13 protein-coding genes and 2 pseudogenes are annotated in these 18331 nt (G+C 54.8%); 8 read left to right on the plus strand and 7 right to left on the minus strand.

The annotated features are described in order from the left end of the window. Positions 1-75: 75 nt before the first annotated feature. From G7A99_RS09985 to G7A99_RS25925, 4 genes are all read left to right on the plus strand, one after another. Positions 76-1272 carry a hypothetical protein gene (locus G7A99_RS09985; protein WP_163139886.1) on the plus strand — a complete coding sequence of 399 codons (1197 nt, stop codon included), beginning with the start codon at positions 76-78 and terminating at the stop codon, positions 1270-1272. A gap of 426 nt (positions 1273-1698) precedes the next feature. Beyond that, the gene (locus G7A99_RS09990) at positions 1699-2082 is read left to right on the plus strand and encodes a hypothetical protein (protein WP_163139888.1); all 384 of its coding nucleotides are present in this window, start codon (positions 1699-1701) and stop codon (positions 2080-2082) included. 67 nt (positions 2083-2149) lie between these two features. Next, on the plus strand, positions 2150-3916 hold the full coding sequence (locus tag G7A99_RS09995; RefSeq protein ID WP_163139890.1) for a hypothetical protein: 1767 nt from the start codon (positions 2150-2152) through the stop codon (positions 3914-3916). A gap of 225 nt (positions 3917-4141) precedes the next feature. After that, entirely contained in the window at positions 4142-4330 is a 189-nt protein-coding gene (locus tag G7A99_RS25925; protein WP_371807611.1) for a DUF4926 domain-containing protein, read from the plus strand. Positions 4331-4668: 338 nt separating this feature from the next. Here the strand turns inward: G7A99_RS25925 and istB are convergent, their stop codons facing one another. After that, the gene (gene istB, locus G7A99_RS10005; protein WP_240466230.1) at positions 4669-5499 is read right to left on the minus strand and encodes an IS21-like element helper ATPase IstB; all 831 of its coding nucleotides are present in this window, start codon (positions 5497-5499) and stop codon (positions 4669-4671) included. After that, positions 5496-6509, minus strand: coding sequence for an IS21 family transposase (istA, locus tag G7A99_RS10010; RefSeq protein ID WP_205599796.1), 1014 nt, complete (start codon positions 6507-6509; stop codon positions 5496-5498). Before istA ends, istB begins: the two co-directional genes overlap by 4 nt. Positions 6510-6660: 151 nt before the next feature. Here istA and G7A99_RS10015 point away from each other — a divergent pair, with 151 nt between their 5' ends. The 3 genes from G7A99_RS10015 (at position 6661) to G7A99_RS10025 (ending at position 9377) form a co-directional block, all read left to right on the plus strand. After that, positions 6661-7284 (plus strand): hypothetical protein, encoded by a 624-nt coding sequence (locus G7A99_RS10015; RefSeq protein ID WP_163139896.1) that lies wholly within the window; start codon positions 6661-6663, stop codon positions 7282-7284. Positions 7285-7783: 499 nt separating this feature from the next. Continuing rightward, positions 7784-8158, plus strand: a complete 375-nt coding sequence (locus G7A99_RS10020) for a hypothetical protein (protein WP_163139898.1) — start codon at positions 7784-7786, stop codon at positions 8156-8158. A gap of 98 nt (positions 8159-8256) precedes the next feature. Next, a protein-coding gene (locus tag G7A99_RS10025) for an IS3 family transposase (RefSeq protein WP_163139900.1) occupies positions 8257-9377 on the plus strand; the annotation gives its coding sequence in 2 pieces (ribosomal slippage) (positions 8257-8515 and positions 8515-9377; 1122 coding nt in all). 444 nt (positions 9378-9821) lie between these two features. Here the strand turns inward: G7A99_RS10025 and G7A99_RS10030 are convergent. From G7A99_RS10030 to G7A99_RS25935, 5 genes and pseudogenes are all read right to left on the minus strand, one after another. Further along, a complete protein-coding gene (locus G7A99_RS10030) occupies positions 9822-11759 on the minus strand; it encodes an AAA family ATPase (protein ID WP_163139902.1) in 1938 nt (645 codons plus the stop codon). Then, positions 11759-11953 (minus strand): hypothetical protein, encoded by a 195-nt coding sequence (locus G7A99_RS10035; RefSeq protein ID WP_163139904.1) that lies wholly within the window; start codon positions 11951-11953, stop codon positions 11759-11761. The genes G7A99_RS10030 and G7A99_RS10035 overlap by 1 nt, the downstream gene beginning before the upstream one ends. Beyond that, positions 11940-13823, minus strand: coding sequence for a DEAD/DEAH box helicase family protein (locus G7A99_RS10040; RefSeq protein WP_163139906.1), 1884 nt, complete (start codon positions 13821-13823; stop codon positions 11940-11942). The genes G7A99_RS10035 and G7A99_RS10040 overlap by 14 nt, the downstream gene beginning before the upstream one ends. Positions 13824-14038: 215 nt before the next feature. Beyond that, complete coding sequence (locus G7A99_RS25930; RefSeq protein WP_371807612.1) at positions 14039-14470, minus strand: hypothetical protein; 432 nt, start codon at positions 14468-14470, stop codon at positions 14039-14041. Between the two features lie 2157 nt (positions 14471-16627). Beyond that, a pseudogene (locus G7A99_RS25935) lies at positions 16628-16759 on the minus strand (transposase); the annotation flags it as partial. Positions 16760-16995: 236 nt separating this feature from the next. On the opposite strand from G7A99_RS25935, the pseudogene G7A99_RS10050 reads away from it, so the two are divergent. Further along, positions 16996-18221 (plus strand): annotated as a pseudogene (locus G7A99_RS10050) (IS3 family transposase). The last annotated feature ends 110 nt before the right edge of the window (positions 18222-18331 follow it).

Here is an 18331-nt window from a genome sequence, read left to right on the forward strand (position 1 = left end):
CTGGTGCGCTCATTCTTCCAACAGCCCGAATGTCAGTACGCCAAAGCATGACTTTACTTTTTTAAAGGTTAGTAGTTGAATATTATGAAGCCTGAAGTTCTTCAGTCCTTAATGACAGGAAAAGTCTTATTAAATCAGTCTCGTGAGCTTTGCTTCACGGAAGATAGCTACGCAGCATCGAGCGGATTGGTAATTCTTCAGGATGCTCTTGAGCTTATTTTTATATCTCTTTTGATAGAGAAAGGTGTAGACGAGCAGAAAGCCATTGAAAGTTTTAGCTTCGACCAGATTGTTGGTGAGCTAAAGAAAGTCGGCCTAAAGGTAATAAAATCAGGAACACTAAAGGCCCTTAATAAGCAAAGAGTGGTGGTCAAACACTACGGACAGACCTCTGATTCTTCTTCTGTAGCAAACTATTTCGATGTGGCCTGCCAAGCGGTAGATAGCCTGCTTTTGGAGGTGGTTGGAAAGCGACTAGATGAAATTATGCTTTGCGAGATGCTTGCAGATGGTGAAGCAAAGCAGTATCTGCAAGAAGCTTCGCTTGCAATTGAGCAGGCAAAATATTTTAAAGCGCTAGTCAATATCAGAAAGGCGATCTTCGTAGAGATAGAAGCAGACTACTGTATTTACTCTTACCGCCAAGGCGGGACGCCAAGAGGGCTGGGGTTGCTTGCAGCCGCAGGAATGAAAGCTCCATATTTCACCAAGAATGCGACATGGATAGAAGACAATGTCAAAGATCCTTTCGATTACATCCAATTGGATCACGGTAAGATTAGGCAAGATTTGATTGAGTGGGGAGCAAGTACGCAAGACTTTTTCAATATCTGGAGGCTAACTCCGGAGGTCATACGCTTAGAACAGGATAGCGATTGGCTTTTGAAAGGTGAGTTAAAGCACTTGTACCAGGCTGCTACTCGTGAAAACGCAATTTTTTGCCTAGACAGAGCCATTAACCTACTTGGTAAGAAGCAGCAGCATCAAGATAACGCGAGATGGCTAGATTTTTCGGCCGCCCATCGCTTGAACGTAAAAATATCGTCAGCCACTTCTGTTTTTCGTAAAGCATCAAAGAACGCCGACGTAGTGGCGCGGCTAGGTATCGGTGATATTTATGAAGCGCAGGCCATCGTTCCCAGTCTTGATGGCGAGCATGATCGCTTTGCGCAAATACTACATATTCAGGACGATGAACCTAGGTTCTTGTCGGGGTATGTAGACTTGGAAGACTGCGAATTAGTTGAGCCACCAGAACCAACTAACCAGTGAATTAAGCCGACCGTTTTGCGCTGGCGCTCCAAACGGCGGCTTATTCAAGGCGTTAGTGGCCCTGGCCCGGTGGTTTTTGGGGCTTCAGGTTTTGGTGCCAAGCCCGCAAAACCATCGTCAGACTTGGTTGCTCAGCAGAAATAGGCGGTGGTGAAAGTGGTGTGCAATGTTCGTGGGGCAACCCGCCGCTGCACGCCGTATAAGGGGCCCGTTCAGTGCTCTGGTTCCTGTCGCCATGGGTCCAGTTCGTGCAAGCTGGTACGGAGTTAGCCTGGGAAGGTTGGTGTTGGAAATCAGGCCCTGTGGTTCACGGCACTAACCAAGTGTTCCAGTTCGTTCCGGGCCTGCGGCCCTCCACCGGATGCCCTTTCCGCTATGCTACAAGGGCACCGCTGAACAACGGCGTTAGGAATCAAGGGGGAGTTAATGAGTGAGGGGGAAGGCGAGAACAAGGGACTGAGGGTTTCGGACAGCGATGACGGAAGCACAGATCTAACGCCTCTGCTGCCGCTAGCAGAGCAGTTTCTTGAGAATCAGCGGCGGAGCATCGAGGAAAACTCACGCCTCAGCGAGAAACGCATAGAAGCGGATGAGAGGCATGCAGAACGAAGCTGGGTGCTCCGCAAGCGGCGCTTTTGGCTTCTATCGGCCTGCACGGCCGGCCTGTTCGCAATCGTGGCAGGCCTAATATTCATCCAGAAGAATGTGCCTGCGGGGCTCACGATCTTGTCGCATGTCGGGGCGGTAGTCGCGGGGTTGCTGGCTGGAATTGGCTGGGAGAAAACCGCCGAAGATGCCGATGTTTCCTAACCAGGCCATTGAGCCGACGCTCGTACCTCGCGCGGCTCATGGCCGTCGTTAACAAGGAGTTTGTTCCGTGCCTGAAAGACTGCAACTGACAAAGAATGCACAGTTTTTTCGCACAGGATCACCCTTGAGTGATGAAATTGTCCAAGAGGTACTTGATGCGGCAGCGGATAACATCACTCTGGATGGCGAATTTATCATTGACTCTTTTCGTCAAGAACGGCTTTTAGAAGAACAAGAGTTCAGCTTTGTCTATTCCGTAAAAGTATTCCCTTCAACCCGCCCCGTCTACTTCTTGGATGATGATTTTGAGGACATTGTTCACGCATTCATTCTTGTCATAGAAGTCGATAACTACATAGCAATCTTGAAGAAAAGCTGCGCAAATATATCCGATACCCTAGAGAAATATTTCACTTTAATTGGGAGTGAGGAATTTTCCTCGAGCTTTTCAGATGAAGATGTAGAATTCCAAAAGATGGCACTCCGTAACATGACGATATCGGATAGGGCCATGAGGACACGGTCTTATGAGGCCGCTAATCTAAAAGGCTTACTTTCAACGCATTCGGCCGGCAGGTCAATACCATTTTACTTCAAATTACGCCAGGGGTCGACAACTAAGTCTATATCTGGAAGTGGTCGTGTCGTTGAGTCTTCTAGTAGGGAGTCCATTGATGATATTGGAGTTTGGGTTAGGGATCAGATAAACCTTATTGAGTCTCCAATATCCAATAATTTCCTTGATGCTTTTGCTAGTAAAATAGACCTCAGCGATGTATTAGAATTAACCAAGCCAAATGCTGTTTTGATTGAAAGCTCCTCGTTATTCGAAAGGATTGAAAAAGACGACCTTGCATTGGCTTGTAAAACAAGGAAAGGTAAAAAGGTGTCTGTTTCTTCGCGTATTTTTAAAAAACTAGAGTGCGCGCTGGAATCGGTTTATGAGCTGGATGATGAACTCAACATCGTCGGTGGGGATAATAGCTCATGGGTCCGGAAAAACAAAAAAACACTTACCTTGCACTCCAAAACACTATCTAAGTTTCGAGTGGTTGAGAACGGAAAGGAGGTCACGCTTCAAAAGTTCATAATAAAAAACGGATTATACAGTATCACGTTCGATGATCCTAAATACATGTATTTTATGGGTTCGTGCTTTGAGGATTCATCTGGGGTTTCAGAGATTGATAATATTCTGGAAATTCTGCAACCGATGAATGATATGTCGAAAGTGCATTCCGAGAAAGGGGAGTTCGACAAGAGTGCATCTAGATTCTCCGAAGACTCGATGTTTAGCCTCGTCGAGGCGGTTCACCAAAATGATGATTACATATTTTGTGATGACCTAGGGGATGAGTGGGCAGACCATATAACCTTTAACAAAAGGGACTCAAATATATGTTTTGTCCATTCCAAGCATGGTGATCCAAGCACATCTGCTAGCAATCTACATGATGTCGTCGGTCAAGGTATAAAAAATCTTGGCAACATGTACTTTGGGAGGGATTTGATGCTCTCCAAGTTGAATAACTCTCTTTCATATAACTATAAATCAAGCTCTGGAATTGAAACGAATATAGCGAGGATCAGGAAAGGGGATCCGGATCAGTTTGAGGGCTTTCTGAATAATTTGCTAAAAGATTACAAGCTAAATAGAAGGTGCGTTCTAAGCTGCTCATTCATTTCTAAATCTGATGTTAAGAGGGAGTTCTTGAAGATAAAGAATAAAGCACGGGTTAGGGGGCATGTAACACAATTATTTTGGATCATTTCGTCATTTGCGCACGCAGCAAAAGACATGAACACGATACCGTTGATATATTGTAACAAGTAACTATGTTAACAAAGCAATGCACGCGACAAGCGAGAGATTGTGGCGTTAGCAGGAATTGGCGGAATAGAGGCGCCTTACGCAACTTGCCCAGTTTGTAAAAGCACTTTTCGCTTGAGAGTCACTGAAAATATAGATAGCTGGGAGGAGCGTTTTCCTGTCTCGGCTGACGGCAATCGCTATATTAAATGCTTTGGTTGTTGGAAAGATTTAAAAGAATTCGATGTGGTGGAGGTTTTAGATGTACCTGAGACTCTTCAAGATCTCGTATCGAAAGGTGATATGGGCACAATAGTTTTGGTTCACAATGCTCATGAGTTCGAGGTTGAAAGCGTAAATGGGAATGGGTCTACCAAATGGCAATGTGCACTCCCCCGGGAGTGTTTACGGTATGTGCCCAATCCCAGCACCTGCTAACAAGTAGTTGCAGTACCTTCCGGCCCTGACGGGCCTCCACCGGACCGGTTTTCCGGCGCGGTTGCGCCTCCAAACCGGCCGCTGAACATTGGCGTTAGGCATCAAGGAAACATTTTGAACTCGACCGCGCTCTGTTCCATGCCGTGCGTTAACGGCAAGAACTTCACCATTCCTGCGGAAGACACTTGTCGCACAGAGAATTTGCGCTTTCATGTCGACGGTGATCGCGCTCTTTTTTGCGCGATGATCGGGAATACGCAGCTAACTGTCAACGCCGGTTGAAAATTGCACACATCTGGCGGTTGAAAATTGCACACTTGAGCGGACCGTAGGTGCATTCAGCGGATGCGCTTAGAAGCAGATGAACGCCTGCGCTCGGTGGGGGTGGAGGCCTCGGCCTCGGTGCGCAGTGTCTGGGCGAGTTCGGTGTGAGCACGCATGCGGTAGCTGTTGCCGCGGATATTGACCAGGTGGCAGTGGTGGAGCAGTCGGTCGATGAGCGCGGCGGCCATGACCTCGTCGCCGACGATCTCGCCCCACTCCTCGAAGCCCTTGTTGGAGGTGAGCACCGTCGAGGCGCGCTCGTAGCGGCGGTTCATTAGCTGGAAGAACAGCACCGCGCCGGTGTGGGTCACCGGCAGATAGCCGATCTCATCGACCACCAACACCGAGGGGTGGGTGAGCACCGCCAGGCGGCGCTTGAGTTGGCCGGCGGCCTGGGCCTCCTCCAGCGAGCTGATCAAGTCCACCAGCGTGCCGTAGTACACCCGCCGGCCCTGCTGCGCGGCGGTGATCGCCAGGCTGATAGCCAGGTGCGTCTTGCCCACCCCGGGCGGGCCGAGGAAGATCACGTTCTCATGGCGGGCGACGAAGCCGAGCTCGTGCAGGCTCTCGATCTGCTCGCGCTTGATCGAGGGCTGGAAGGCGAAGTCGAACTCGGCGAGGGTCTTCACCGCCGGCAGCCGCGAGGAGCGCATCGCCGCGGCCAGGCGGCGGTGGTTGCGCAGTCCGATCTGCGCCTCGAGTAGCCGGGCGATAGCCTCGCTCGCCCCGAGGCTGGCGCTGTCGACCTCGCTCAAGATGCCATCGACCGCCTCCAGCGCCCCGGGCATCTTCAGGTCGGCGAGCATCGCGCGGATGCGATCGCGTTGACTCAGCGCCGCGCTCACCCCAGCGCCTGCTCGGCGAGTGCGCCATAGGCGCTGAGCGGACGGCGCTCGACCACCGGCAGCACGGGCACCCGCGGGGCGGAGGCCGGCGCAGCCGGCGGCTGGGGCAGCAACGACTGGTACGCCCGCGCCGCGAGCGGGCCCAGCGCCGCTCGCTCGTCGCGCTCGAAGCGCAGCTGCGGCGACTCGCCAAGGGTGCGGTGCTTGCGCCGGTTGGCCGTCTCCACCATCCAGCGCTGCGCCTGGGCGTTGAGATCGGCCTCGTTGAGGAACTCGCGCGCGTAGAAGAAGCTCTGGCGCACGTAGCGGATCGGGCGCTCGACCTTGCCCTTGGTCTGCGCCCGGTAGGGGCGGCAGGCGCGCACGCTGAAGTTCCAATGCGCGGCAAAGCGCTGGAACTCGGCGTTGCACAGCAGCGCCCCGCCACCGGCGCGGCGATCCTCGATCACCACCGCCTTCATCTGGTCGAACAGCAGCTCCGCCGGCGCCCCGCCGAAGAAGGCGAACGCACTCTCCAGTCCGCGCATGAGCACTTCCATGCTCTGGCGCGGGAAGAAGCCGAGCCACAGCAGCCGCGAGTAGCCGAGCACCACCAGCAGCGCATAGCCCCGGCCCCAGGGCAGGCGGAACTCGGCAAAGTCCACCTGCCCCTGTTGGCCCGGCAGCGTCTCGTAGCGGATCACCGGCTCGGGCGCTACCCGCGGGCGGACCTGGCGCACGTAAACCTTCACCTGCGTGTAGCCCCCGGTGTAGCCGGCGGCGCGGACCTCATCGAACAGCCGCGTCGCCGTCAGCGCCGGGTACTCCGCGAGCCGTGCATCGATCAGGCCCCGGTAGGCATCGAGCTTAGTGGGCATCGCCGACCGTGGCCCATAGCACACCGGCTTGCCATCGAGCTCGCGCTCCAACTGGCCCGTCTCGATCCAGTGATAGATGGTCCGACGGCTCACGCCCAGCTCCCGCGCCAGGCTCGCCTTGCTCAGGCCCCGCTCCAGGTAGTGTCGCAGCAACACCCTCTGCTCCCTCCCGTACATCGACGCCTCCACTGCTCCACGGAGTGAAGACGCCAACATGCCTGAGTGTGCAATTTTCAGCCGCCAGATCTGTGCAATTTACGCCCGCCGCCTACAGCTAACTTCGCCGCGACCTCCGACATGCAAGGTGGCCATTGTCGGGCTATCTGCTGCCGATACGCAGCTTCAGACTTTTATCGATAAATACAATAGAGGGGCTTCTTACGAGGAGGCGGCTCTTGAGGCTGCATTTTACGGCTTAGGCCGAGACCTTGTACGAATGATGAACGGCCTGGGAGTAGCACGAAAACTGGGGTTGCATCCGCTGTCGGAAAGCATTGATCTCAATCGTTCAGGACACTTCCTCACGACATCGCTGATCAAGTGCGCGAGCTTGACGGTAAACGGCAGTTCATCTGATTTTGATCCGTGGAAATACGAATCGAACGTTCGGTGCATTACGGAGCGTTTCGTACCGGAAGTGCTCGAGCGCGATTCAATTGAGCACATTCTGGTTCTTGGCAGCAAGGCTAAAAAGGCATTGACTAGTAAGGTACGCATGCACGGGGTTTTTGTTCATGATTACCTCAACGAGCGGGGAAAAGTGGTTTCCTATCTTCCTCACCCAAGTGGAGCCAATCGGGAGTCCGTGGACTTGGCGTCCCTCGACCGAGAGGACTTTCCAACGATGCAACAACACCAGGATCGCATGTGGGCCAAATACGAAATCCGGCAGCGTGAAAAAGGCAAAAGGCAAGCCGCTTGGCGATGAGGCATCGTACAAGTCAACGAGAGCCTCTCGATGGAAGGCGATCGCTCGGATACGTAGTGCATTTGATGCCTAACAAGTCGCTGCAGGTAACGTTTGACCCAACGCCCATTTTTGCTGTCGCAAAAACGGCTGTCGCCTCGAAAGGATCTGAGCTAACGCGTTAAATGCTCTCCCGGAGAAATGTCATGGCGGAAGGTTTTGAGTTTTTTTTACCTGCCAGATGTGTGTCCGAGAATTCCAAATGGGGAAGGGAGTTTATAATGGAAAGCATATTCCTCGTTATGATCTCGATGTTTGTAAAACCTGCTATGAGTCAAACTGGGATGGTTGGGCGCCAAATTTTGAGCCAAAGCTATCGGCACACCTGAAGGAAAAGGGCATCGCCGCGCCAGAGCCCAATGAAAAAGGGTGGTTGCCGCGTGACTAGCGCATTTAACCAGGAAAGGCACCCGGACGCCTTCGGCGCCGGTGCTTAAAGACGTTAGACCTGCTTCGCGAAATGACTGTAACCTTCGAAAAGCGCGCCGTCGCATTCGTTGACGTCCTGGGCTTCAAGGCTCTGGTGAATGCTGCCGACGCCAATAACAACCGCGCTCCGCTGGCGGAGTTGATCACGCTCTTATCAGAAGCCATCCCGAGTTTCGATGCCACGGTTGACAAGTCTGTCCCGGTGTCGCAGATACCGAGACATATGTACGTTTCAGACTGCATTATTCTCAGCGCACCAATCACAGATCCTGCGTACAAGCACTACAACGGCCTTTCGATTGTCGTGATGCGTGTCATTCAGCTATCGCACCTCCTGCTGCGAGCTGGGTACCTCATCCGTGGCGGTATTTCGGTAGGCAAGACACGGCGTCGGGGTCAGGTCTAACATTCCAACACTTGGTGGTAAGAAGGTGAGCGACGTCCCCCCGAGATTGAGTAGCACGGCGATCTGGAGTCCAATCACTGGAAGTCAGGAGATTGGGCATGAAGAAGCGCTACAGCGAAGAGCAGATCATCGGTTCCCTGAAGGAAGCCGAGGCCGGCGTGCCGGTCAAGGAGCTGTGTCGGCGGCACGGTTTCTCCGAGGCGAGCTACTACCTCTGGCGTAGCAAGTTCGGCGGCATGGACGTCTCGGACGCCAAGCGGTTGAAGGCGTTGGAGGCGGAGAACGCCCGACTGAAGCGGCTGCTGGCCGAGTCGATGCTGGAGAACGAGGTCACCCGGGAGGCGCTGCGAAAAAAGTGGTGAGCGCCCCGGCGAGGCGCGAGCTGGTGCGTCAGATGAAAGGCCGCGGGTTGAGCGAGCGTCGCGCGCTGGCGGTGATCGGCATGAGTGCGAGCGCGCTGCGCTATCGGCCGGCGGCCGATCGCAACGGGGCGTTGCGGGAAGAGATCCTGCGCCTGGCGCACCGTCATCGACGCTACGGCGCGGCGATGATCTACCTGAAGCTGCGCCAGCAGGGCTGGACGGTCAACCACAAGCGAGTTGAGCGGTTGTACGCCGCGGAGGGGCTTCAGGTGCGGCGTCGAAAGCGCAAGAAGGTGCCGTTGGCGGATCGTCAGCCGCTGGTGCGTCCGGGCGCCGCCAATGAGGTCTGGTCGCTGGACTTCGTCTTCGACCGTGTCGCTGACGGGCGGGCGATCAAGTGCCTGGCCATTGTCGATGATGCCACCCATGAGTGCGTCGCCCTGGTGCCGGCGTACGCGATGAGCGGACGACAGGTCGTAGACGTGCTGGAGCAACTGGGCGAGAGCCGCGGACTGCCGCAGGTCATCCGCTCGGACAACGGGCGGGAGTTCATCGGCAAGGCGATGCTCGGCTGGGCCTACGAAAACGGCGTCCAGCTCCGGCCCATCGAACCGGGCAAGCCGAACCAGAACGCCTACGTGGAGTCGTTCAATGGCCGCTTTCGCGATGAATGCCTTAACGAACACTGGTTCGTCAGCATGGCCCACGCCGTGGCGGAGATCGCGGCCTGGCAACGCGAATACAACCAGGAACGACCGAAGAAGGTACTCGATGGGCTGACGCCGAGCGGCTATGCCGAGCGACTCAGCCAGAAGTCGCTACCATTAACCTCGGACTCCATACCAGAGTGCTACTGAAAACGGGGGGACGTCGTACAAATAATAATGAATGCACTCGGCACTTTCCGCACAAACCCACCCGCTCGACCAAATGGCTTTAGAACACTACTCCATCAGATCGTTTGGTCCTAAATCTTCTTGTTCCAGTCGTCCGTGGACCTCCTTCAAGCCTACATTCACCAGATGTTCCATCAGCCGATTTGGCGTCTCACACGCTGGGTATAGCGCGCTAAGCAACGCCCTAATTTCTCCCGATTTATCGAAGTTTCCCACAGCCCAGCGAGTATGCGTATTATGCGTTGTCCCTTCAGGACAACCTTGCCTAATCGCGTACGCCATACAGAAGCGCGCGACGTCTTGCCCCTCAGAGAACCAACCATATTCATAAATGCTATTCAGCATTTCCTGGGTTTCGTGAGTAAGCCCAATACTTTCCCGATCCTTTTCCATACCTCAGACCTATTACAAATCCCGTATCTTAGTGTGCCTAGAAGTTACCCTCTCTAATTCGAATTCCTTAAGCAGATTGGCCCCAAGTATTTCTCGAATTCTTGACTTTCCTACTTCCTCTTCATAGACCAACAACACCGTCTGTTCGGCCATTTCTGGCAACGCTCGGATGACGTTGTCCGTGTGCCCCGAGTCTAACCGTCCGAACGGAGAATCCATCACTATCGGCCCCCGCAGAGGCGCGTTGTTCTGCAAGGCCCCCATAAGAGCGAGGGCAACGACATGCTCCGCACCCGCCGACCGCGCTTCCTCAGTCTGGCCGTCTTGATGCTCAATAGCCAATCCATAGTTTTCGTTAATTCTGAGACCCTTATAGTCGGCCTTCTCAGTGGTCATGCTCCTGAAGAGGCGTGTAGCCGTTGACTCAACTCGCCCGCGAAGCAGTGACTTATACTCATCTATAGCGGCATTGAAGAGATCCCCAGCGTCGTGAAGCATCTTCGCACGCACCCGTGTCCCTGCAAGGTCAGGTGCACTAGCGTGGTCCAAGCGCTCACTTAGCCGGTCGATGGCCTCTTCCCGCTGTTGTATCTTTTGGGTTTCCGCCTCGATGCCTTGTTTTACGGCAAATATCTCTTCCGTTAATTCACTGTACGACGCGCGGTTCTTACGTATCCAATCGGGATCGGAGTCGCTCAACTCCAGCTGAAGCTCAGCATGACGGTCCCGGAGGCGTATTTCCTCCTTCTTCAGTTGTTGAAGCCGCTTCCACAAGCCCCTCACCTGTTCAACGTTGTTCTCGTCGTAGAAGTGACTAAGCCTCTCAAGGCGAGCCATGGACGAAATCCTATCAGAGCCATAGGCCCCTGGTGCCTCCTTGGCGTCCATCATGGACTTTAAGTGGCGAGCATGATCTGGGCCGATCTCCTGCTCACACACCTTGCAGTGTCGAGCATCGACACTTTCCTTGCGCAATCCAGCGAGAAACTCTTCCATCTGCCTCGAAGTTTCCTTTCTAGCGGCCTCTCTCGCCTGACGAACAGGCTTTCTAAGCACCGTTCTCCACGCTTCCGCCATCGCTCTCTTAAGTTCTGACTCAACCTCCTCTATCTCTCTCTTCGCAGCGCTCAATTGCTTCTCAATATCGTCCCTCTCATACAGCAACGACTCATACCGCTTTGACCGGCTAAGCGCTGTGTCAGCCTCGCGCTTCTGCTCCGTCAGGCTTTCAAGCTTCTCCTCTAGCCGCGCACGCTCATCCCTGTGAGCATTCCGTTGATTACGAGCTTGCTCCAAGGCCTTTCCTATTTCCTGTGTCTCGGTATGTTTCTGAGCTTCCTTGTCCGCTCTCCTATCGGCGTCCTCAGCCAACGCCCTAAGATGCATCCGCCCGCGTTTTAGGATCGGCACACCCAAGATCTGTTCGATCGCCTCAGAGATCCTGTAACCGATTTCACTTTCGTTTGCCAGCAACTCTTCATATTCCTGCAACAACTCACCGTCAAACAAAAAGAATCGCGAAATCTCTCTCGGGAAAATGTGCTGAAGTTCTCTTTCTGCTTGCTGGGGCCCCAATACACTACCCTCACGCCGCAGAATTCGTTCCTGCCGGTAGTGTTCGTCGTTGCTCGGCACGACACAGGTCGGCTCGCAAAGCCGTGTCAACTCGTAATTGACGCCGTCATACTCAAAATTTAGCGTTACGCTGAACCCAAACTCACCATTAGCGGCGCGTTGCCGGTTCGTTATGTGGTGTAGTTTGCGTCGTTGTGAAGCGCGTCCCAAGACGTTCCCAAAAAATGCGTATCGGATAGCATTCAGAAGCGTGGTCTTCCCACGCATGTTTTCACCATAGATCACCGTAACGCCGTGATCGTTAGGAAATTCGATGACTTCCCTTTCCGCGAAGGGGCCAAAACCCTCCATTTCGATACTGCGCAGCTTAAGCATTACTCTACGCCCTTATCAGCCAAACACCCTTCTAAGGCGTCCTTTATTCGGCGGAACGCTTCCCCATCATCCTCTGGGTTTTCTTCTTCCGCCCGAATCACCTCCTCGATGAACTTCCGGTCCATATTTTGAAACTTCTGCTTCCGAAGCGTCTCTACTGTAGTAATGAGATCCTCTAGCTCACTCTTCTTCATCTTCTATGCCTGCTAAACTTGTCGTCTCGTACTCAATCCCCAATCGAATAGAGATTTGCTTAAGGTCTGCCGCACACGCAGGGTTTTCTGCACTCTCCGCGAACATAATAGCCCGCGCCAACTCACCGGCTGTTATTGGGTCAGACTTCTCTGCACCGTCCGCGTCTACGCCACGCGGCGGAACAACCAGTGCATCGTGAACGTACGCAAGATGTTTATTCTTAGACTTTCGAAGAACCCGTCCACGCCTTTGAATGAACTCCCTAGGATTCTTTGACGATGCGAGAATGAGTGCGTGAGTAACTGACGGAACATCAACTCCTTCATCTAAACACTTTACCGCCACCACAATACCCCCGCGAAGATCAAGCCACCGCAGTGTCTGCTCTCTGTCACCTTCCATTTTGGAGTGATAAGGAACCGTTGGGTAGCCCGCTTCTCGAAGCTGCCCACTAACTTCTTCAAGCTGAGCGAGGTTGTCACAGTAAACTATCCATCGACCACCACGTTGATAGTTTTCCCGTATGACCTCTAACGCCAAACCCGTCTTAGCGGCTGCATTCTTAACGATCCGTGACCGCCTTATCAGCAAGTGCTTTAGGCGCTCTTTCTGCGTCTCCTTGGGGCCCGCGCTCTTAGTCCGTGCCCACAGTTGACGAATCTGGCGCGTTAGCGCACTCCACTCCTCAGACTCTGTCTCTGACATCACCACCGTATGGGGTCTGTAAAAATACCGACAGAGCACACCGTCACGAATAGCGTCGACCAACTCATATCTCGGTTCGAGAACACCGCCGAAGTAAGAAACTACCGCCGATGTGCCTTCCGGATCGCCCGCCCGCTCAGGTGTCGCACTCAACCCCAATCTAGCCCCAAATAGCCCAGGTGCAAGCAGCTGGCGATTGTAGTGCGAACCTGCGCGATGTACCTCGTCTACCACCAACATAAGGTCTCCCGCCGAGGAGAGCCTGCTCCTGAAATCTTGGGACGCGGCCGTCCTTAACGTCGCAAGGACAAGCCTCGGCTCGTTTCCTGGTCCTGTCCATACCTTCAAGCTGCCGCGCCATTTTCCGTAACCCGCTCCTGCTCTCAGGATCCCAACGCCTTCACCAGATAACTCTTCTGCAAGCTCTTTGTACCATTGCGCAAACAGTGCACGATCCGGCACGACAATAACGACAACCTCGTTATACCTAAAGATCGCTTCTCTGACAGCGTTTATGGCCGTAAACGTCTTCCCGCTTCCGGTCGCGAAAGCCAATATCCCCTTCCGCCCTTGAGACCGCCATGACGCGAGCCCTGCGGACTGGTGGGGCAGCAAAGTCCGTTTTTCAGAATCCTCCAAACGTCCACTTCCCTTCTTGTTGACCTCTTCCGCTAGTTTGCTCGCTGTGTACTCCCAATCTGGATCAGCTACCCTTTCTAACTCTGAACGAGCGACTTTCGGGAACGGACGAACATCAATAGTTGGATACTTGTTTGCCCAGAGATCGTGAAAGTACTTCTGTTCGCGTTGCGTCCTTTCCAGATCTCTCGCGCCCATCCAACTGGCCGCGACATCGATTGATTCAAGGTTCCCGTCTGCCGCTAGCCCCGTCCAGGTTTCATTCATGGAACCTTTGAAAATTACGGAGTTACCGCGTATATCACGAAAGATCCCGAGTTTGTCGTGAAAAATTCTGCCATTCGCACCTCTATACTCGGACGGCTTCAGCGTTGCTATTTGAATATCCAGGGCACCTCTTGCAATCAGTGCTGCGAGCACTCTCGTGGGCCCCCTCATCGCCTCCTCTTCTAGGAGGGCACGCACATCTTCCACAATTGCCGCTGAAATTGCGTCATCGACACGAGCTTTATATCCTTGGTGCATCGCGTCGACATCGTCAGGTCCAAGGACATGCGAACACAACACACGCATAAACCCGCCATTAGCAATAAATTCCTGCAGTGCGGGCCACGCAACGATGAAGATCGTGCTGCGAAAAAAGCCGACAGCACGATCATACTCAGATGCTTTACGCATGCATGGGAGATAGAAATGGTCCGCAATATCGTCGCGGCCCTTGTGGTAAGAGGTATGCAGACTTAATTCGGAAAGGTCGCCCACTCGTCCTCCGCAATTCCGCCGGTCCAAGCGAGTCGATCATCTATGGCGCGCGCCAAGTAGTCGGACGAACAAGCAACCACCAGCTCTGTTCCGCCGCGTGTTAGCGAACGAGTCTGGTAGGCTAACCCCGAGGCAGCCGCCGCATATACAGTTTTATCACGCACTTGAACGTTCGTTCCGTTTTTGAATTTTGGATGAAGGCTCGCATCCCATAACACAAACACATCTAGCCCAAGATCACAGCCGATGAGCAGTACGTATCTCTCTCCTGCATAGTCGAAGCTTCGATACTCTCCGACACGCTGGCCGCGTAGCCGGAGATTGCACTTGAACTCGTTTGGTCGAACCGTTCCGAGGCCACCGACGAGAGAGTATATATAGACCCTAAGGGGGAGCCTTTGGGGCGCCATTAGGTCTATGGAAATTGGCTTTTCTGTAATAGACGAGTGCCACACCACCTTGTCACCAAGGGCGCTTAGCAACGACGAGTTGAGTGTCTCCGCACGTGCGACCACTAGGAGTTCTCGAGATTCTCCGATACGACTTGATCGTCATCTGAGGTCCAGATCACTTCGTTGGATCGGGCGCGCGCCCGAGTAGTCTTAACGCTAGCGAGATCCCTAAAAGGTAGCCATGTAGCCCCGGCATTCTCACAGACAATCACCTGCCCCGGGCGTGTCCTGCACCAAGCAGACAGTTGTTCGTAGTCTATTTTTTCTGCACTATACTTGTAGTATTTTCCTGCCTTTTGGTATGGAGGATCTACAAACCAAGTCGCCACTCCGCGGAATGGGCACTCACTATAATCACAGTTGTAGACCTTCCAATGTCGTATCGCCTCAACCTGGCTAGCAATGGTTTCCCTTACCCTTTCGCCCCAGAAACTTCCCGGTCGAATACCGTCACGCATCCATTTTGATGGCCGTTTTCTTGGTCTTCCTGTCGCCCTATTCAACCAAAGCCCGACCAACCATTTTGCTTCTTGACACACCTTTAAATCGTCAACGGACCCATCAAAAGAAACATCGGGTATAGACCTAATTTCCTTTGATTTCACTCGTGTTAAGTACCTCCATACCGCAGCCAATATGGGGTCCGCTTCGCATAGTATGACGTTATAGGAAGCGTAACGTAGCGCGTATCCCGCCGATCCCGCAAAAGGCTCCACAATAGTCCCATAGCGGGGCAATGGGTAGTGTTTGATGGCGTCCCGCCATTTACCCCCGTAAAACCCAAAAAACGGTCTAAGTGTTGTTTTTATTGGAGGTGTTCTTTGAGTTGCTTTGCCGAATGGCTCAGGGGTCTCATCTCGAACGCCGGGGCCTGAGGGTTCTATTGTTCTCGTATCTGATTCTTGCATAACCCGCATCGGAACTGATTCCCGCTTCGGTTCTATGTTCTCGGACGCTACCAACAAGGGTGATCCGTTAGCAGTAGATTGAATTTAATTCTATCCAGTTAGTTGCTTTGTGCCACTCGAGCTGGGTAACTGCTATGGCCAATATGGCGGACTCGGCCGGTATTGTATTGCTGTCTGTTCACGCCTTGCGCGAACAAATCCGCATCCCCGCTTTGCCTGACCCGGACGCCACGTGCCGCCAGTGTACGCTCGAGCGGCGGCAAAGCGGCCGCCCCGCCTACGGCCATCGTTCCGGCGACCTATGCGGTGGCTTGCTACGGGACGTGAGCGTGAACCTCATCAGGCTGACATGAGCAGGATACAAGGTGCCGCCATGAAGGCCCAGCCATTCTGTAGCGCAATAGCACAGTAGCGCTGCGCCTCGCGTGTGGCGACCGCCCGTCCCGCCGTCTTTGCCAAGTCATCTCTCTGGTCGGCCGACAATCAATCCGCTTGGATTCGTCCCAGGTTGCGCTCCGGGCAAGGAGGAAGCTTTCGACTAACTGCATGTCTCGAGGGGCGGGTGCTCTTCGGAGACGGAGGTCACGCACTCATTTAACCTACCGCGGTCAAGAGACCCGTGTGAGGGGTTATGGCCGATGTAGTCATGGAGTTCGAAGCGGTTCTGACTTGTCACCCCCGAGCTCGATCATTCGGTCGAGCGCGCCAGCGCTGCCTAGCTTCTCAACCATCGCCCTGTACACCGGGCTTGTTGAGGCCGCACCGCAAGCCGTGAAGGCCAATGCACGATAGAAACCAAAGAGCGAAACGTGGCTCCATCGGTACTGAGCGTTATCGAACGCCACGTAAGGGAATTCCCTCGGGATGATCGCACCTGTGACGTCGCAGTCGTTCGGTCGGAAGAATGAGGCGAGAATGAGGGATAGACCACGGTTTCGGATTGCAATGACCGCTCCTGGCCGGTATCTGCCCCCGAGCCCTGCTTCCGCATTATCGTCAACCCTCGGCAAATACCCTCAGGTGGGTTATTACACCACCGGTGTCAGGCCGACTGTCAGTTGCTACCCTGTCGGTTCTGAATAACCCGTTACGCGGCGGTCGGTATAGCGGCTCGGGCGTCCTGATGGTCGATTCCGGCACCGAGGAACACCAGGAGCCGGCCCAGCAACTGGCGCAAAAGAGCCGCCATCGCCCGCAGCAGCAACCGGATGTTGTGCCCGGCGGCGACCAGCGACACCGACATGCCCGGCTGCTCACACAGCGCCACCAGCTCCGCCTTCTCCCGCGGTGAATACCGCCGCCGACGCTGCACACCCGTCACCACTTCAATGCGTTCCACCTTGGTCACTCCTTTGCACTAGGCTCATGCCTAGGCCTTGTCAGCTACTACCAAGGTGTCCGGTCGAAACGGGGGCTTCTACACTGGCAGCCTTTTGCGGCAGCGGAACGGTTGTCAACGCTGCGCGTAGCGCACCCGCAGGGCTTGGCGTTTACAGCCGTGGAGATGCCCAGCCTATGACGAGGGGTGCTGTCCAACGGGCACCATCCCCGAGCACTCGGGCGACCGAGCGGGGTTTGGGGAAGAGCCCCAAGGTCTTAAGTTCTTACACACTGTGTAATGGGTTACAGAAAGGCGAAAGTCCCGCTGGTGCAGGGCTCGCGTTCATTCATTCACGGAAGTACACAGGATCTGCTATAAAGAACCGCCATGGTATATCAGCGAGTCTACTGTTTCGGTGGAGGAAGCTGATGCACGAGGGCGGGATGGCGGCGGTGGGTGCGGGCGAGGAGGTGGTCAGTGCCTCGGAAGTGAAGGCGCTCAAGCGCTAGGTGCGTGAGCTGGAGCGGCTGCTCGGGCGTAAGACCATGGAGACCGAGATCCTCAAGGAAGCCCTGGAGGTGGCTCCGGAAAAAAAGTTGATCTCGCGCATGCCATTGCTGCCACCGGAGGATACCCGGTGAAGCGGGTGGCTGAGGTGCTGGGGGTAGCCCGTTCGAACCTGATCGAGCGGCTGGCCGGCCGCCAGCGTGGACGGCCACCACGCTACTGCAAGGCGGATGATGAGCGGCTATTGCCGCAGGTCCGCGAGATCTGCTCGCAGCGGGCGGCCAACGGCTATCGCCGGGTCACCGCCCATCTCAACCGTCAGTTGCATGAGCGCGGTGAGGCACGGGTCAACCCCAAGCGCATCTACCGGATCATGAAGGCCGACGGGTTGCTGCTGGCCCGCTACACGGGCCGCCCCGAGGTGCGCTCTCATGAGGGCAAGATCATCACCCTCAAGCCGGATCTGCGCTGGTGCTCGGATGTGCTCGAGATCCGCTGCTGGAACGGCGAGGCGGTACGGGTGGCGTTCAGCCTGGACTGCTGTGACCGCGAGGCGATGCGTTACGTGGCCACCACCGGCGGCGTCACCGCTCAGATGATCCAGGACCTGCTGACGGAAAGCGTCGAGCACCGCTTTGGCGCGGTTACCAAGCTGGCCCGTCCCATCGAGTGGTTGACCGACAACGGCAGCTGTTACACCGACCGGGAGACGCGCGCCTTCGCCAAGGATCTGGGCTTCGTGGTCTGCACCACCGCCGTGCGCAGCCCGCAGAGCAACGGCATGGCCGAGGCATTCGTGAAGACGTTCAAGCGCGACTACGTCTATCTCAACGACCTGCCGGATGCGGCCACTGTCATGGCCAAGCTGCCGGCGTGGTTCGAGGACTACAACCGCTGGCACCCGCACAAGGAGCTCAAAATGTGCTCGCCATGGGAATACCGCCAGAGCCTGGGGAAGACCGGCAGTGACTAAAGGGTGGTGTCCGGTTTAGCGGGGGCAACTACACTCACCCCGTTCGAGGCTCAGGGTGATGTTGTCCAGAACGATATGGCCACCGAGCCATATGTCGCAATGCTCGATCG

It is taken from the genome of Arhodomonas sp. KWT, assembly GCF_010993615.1.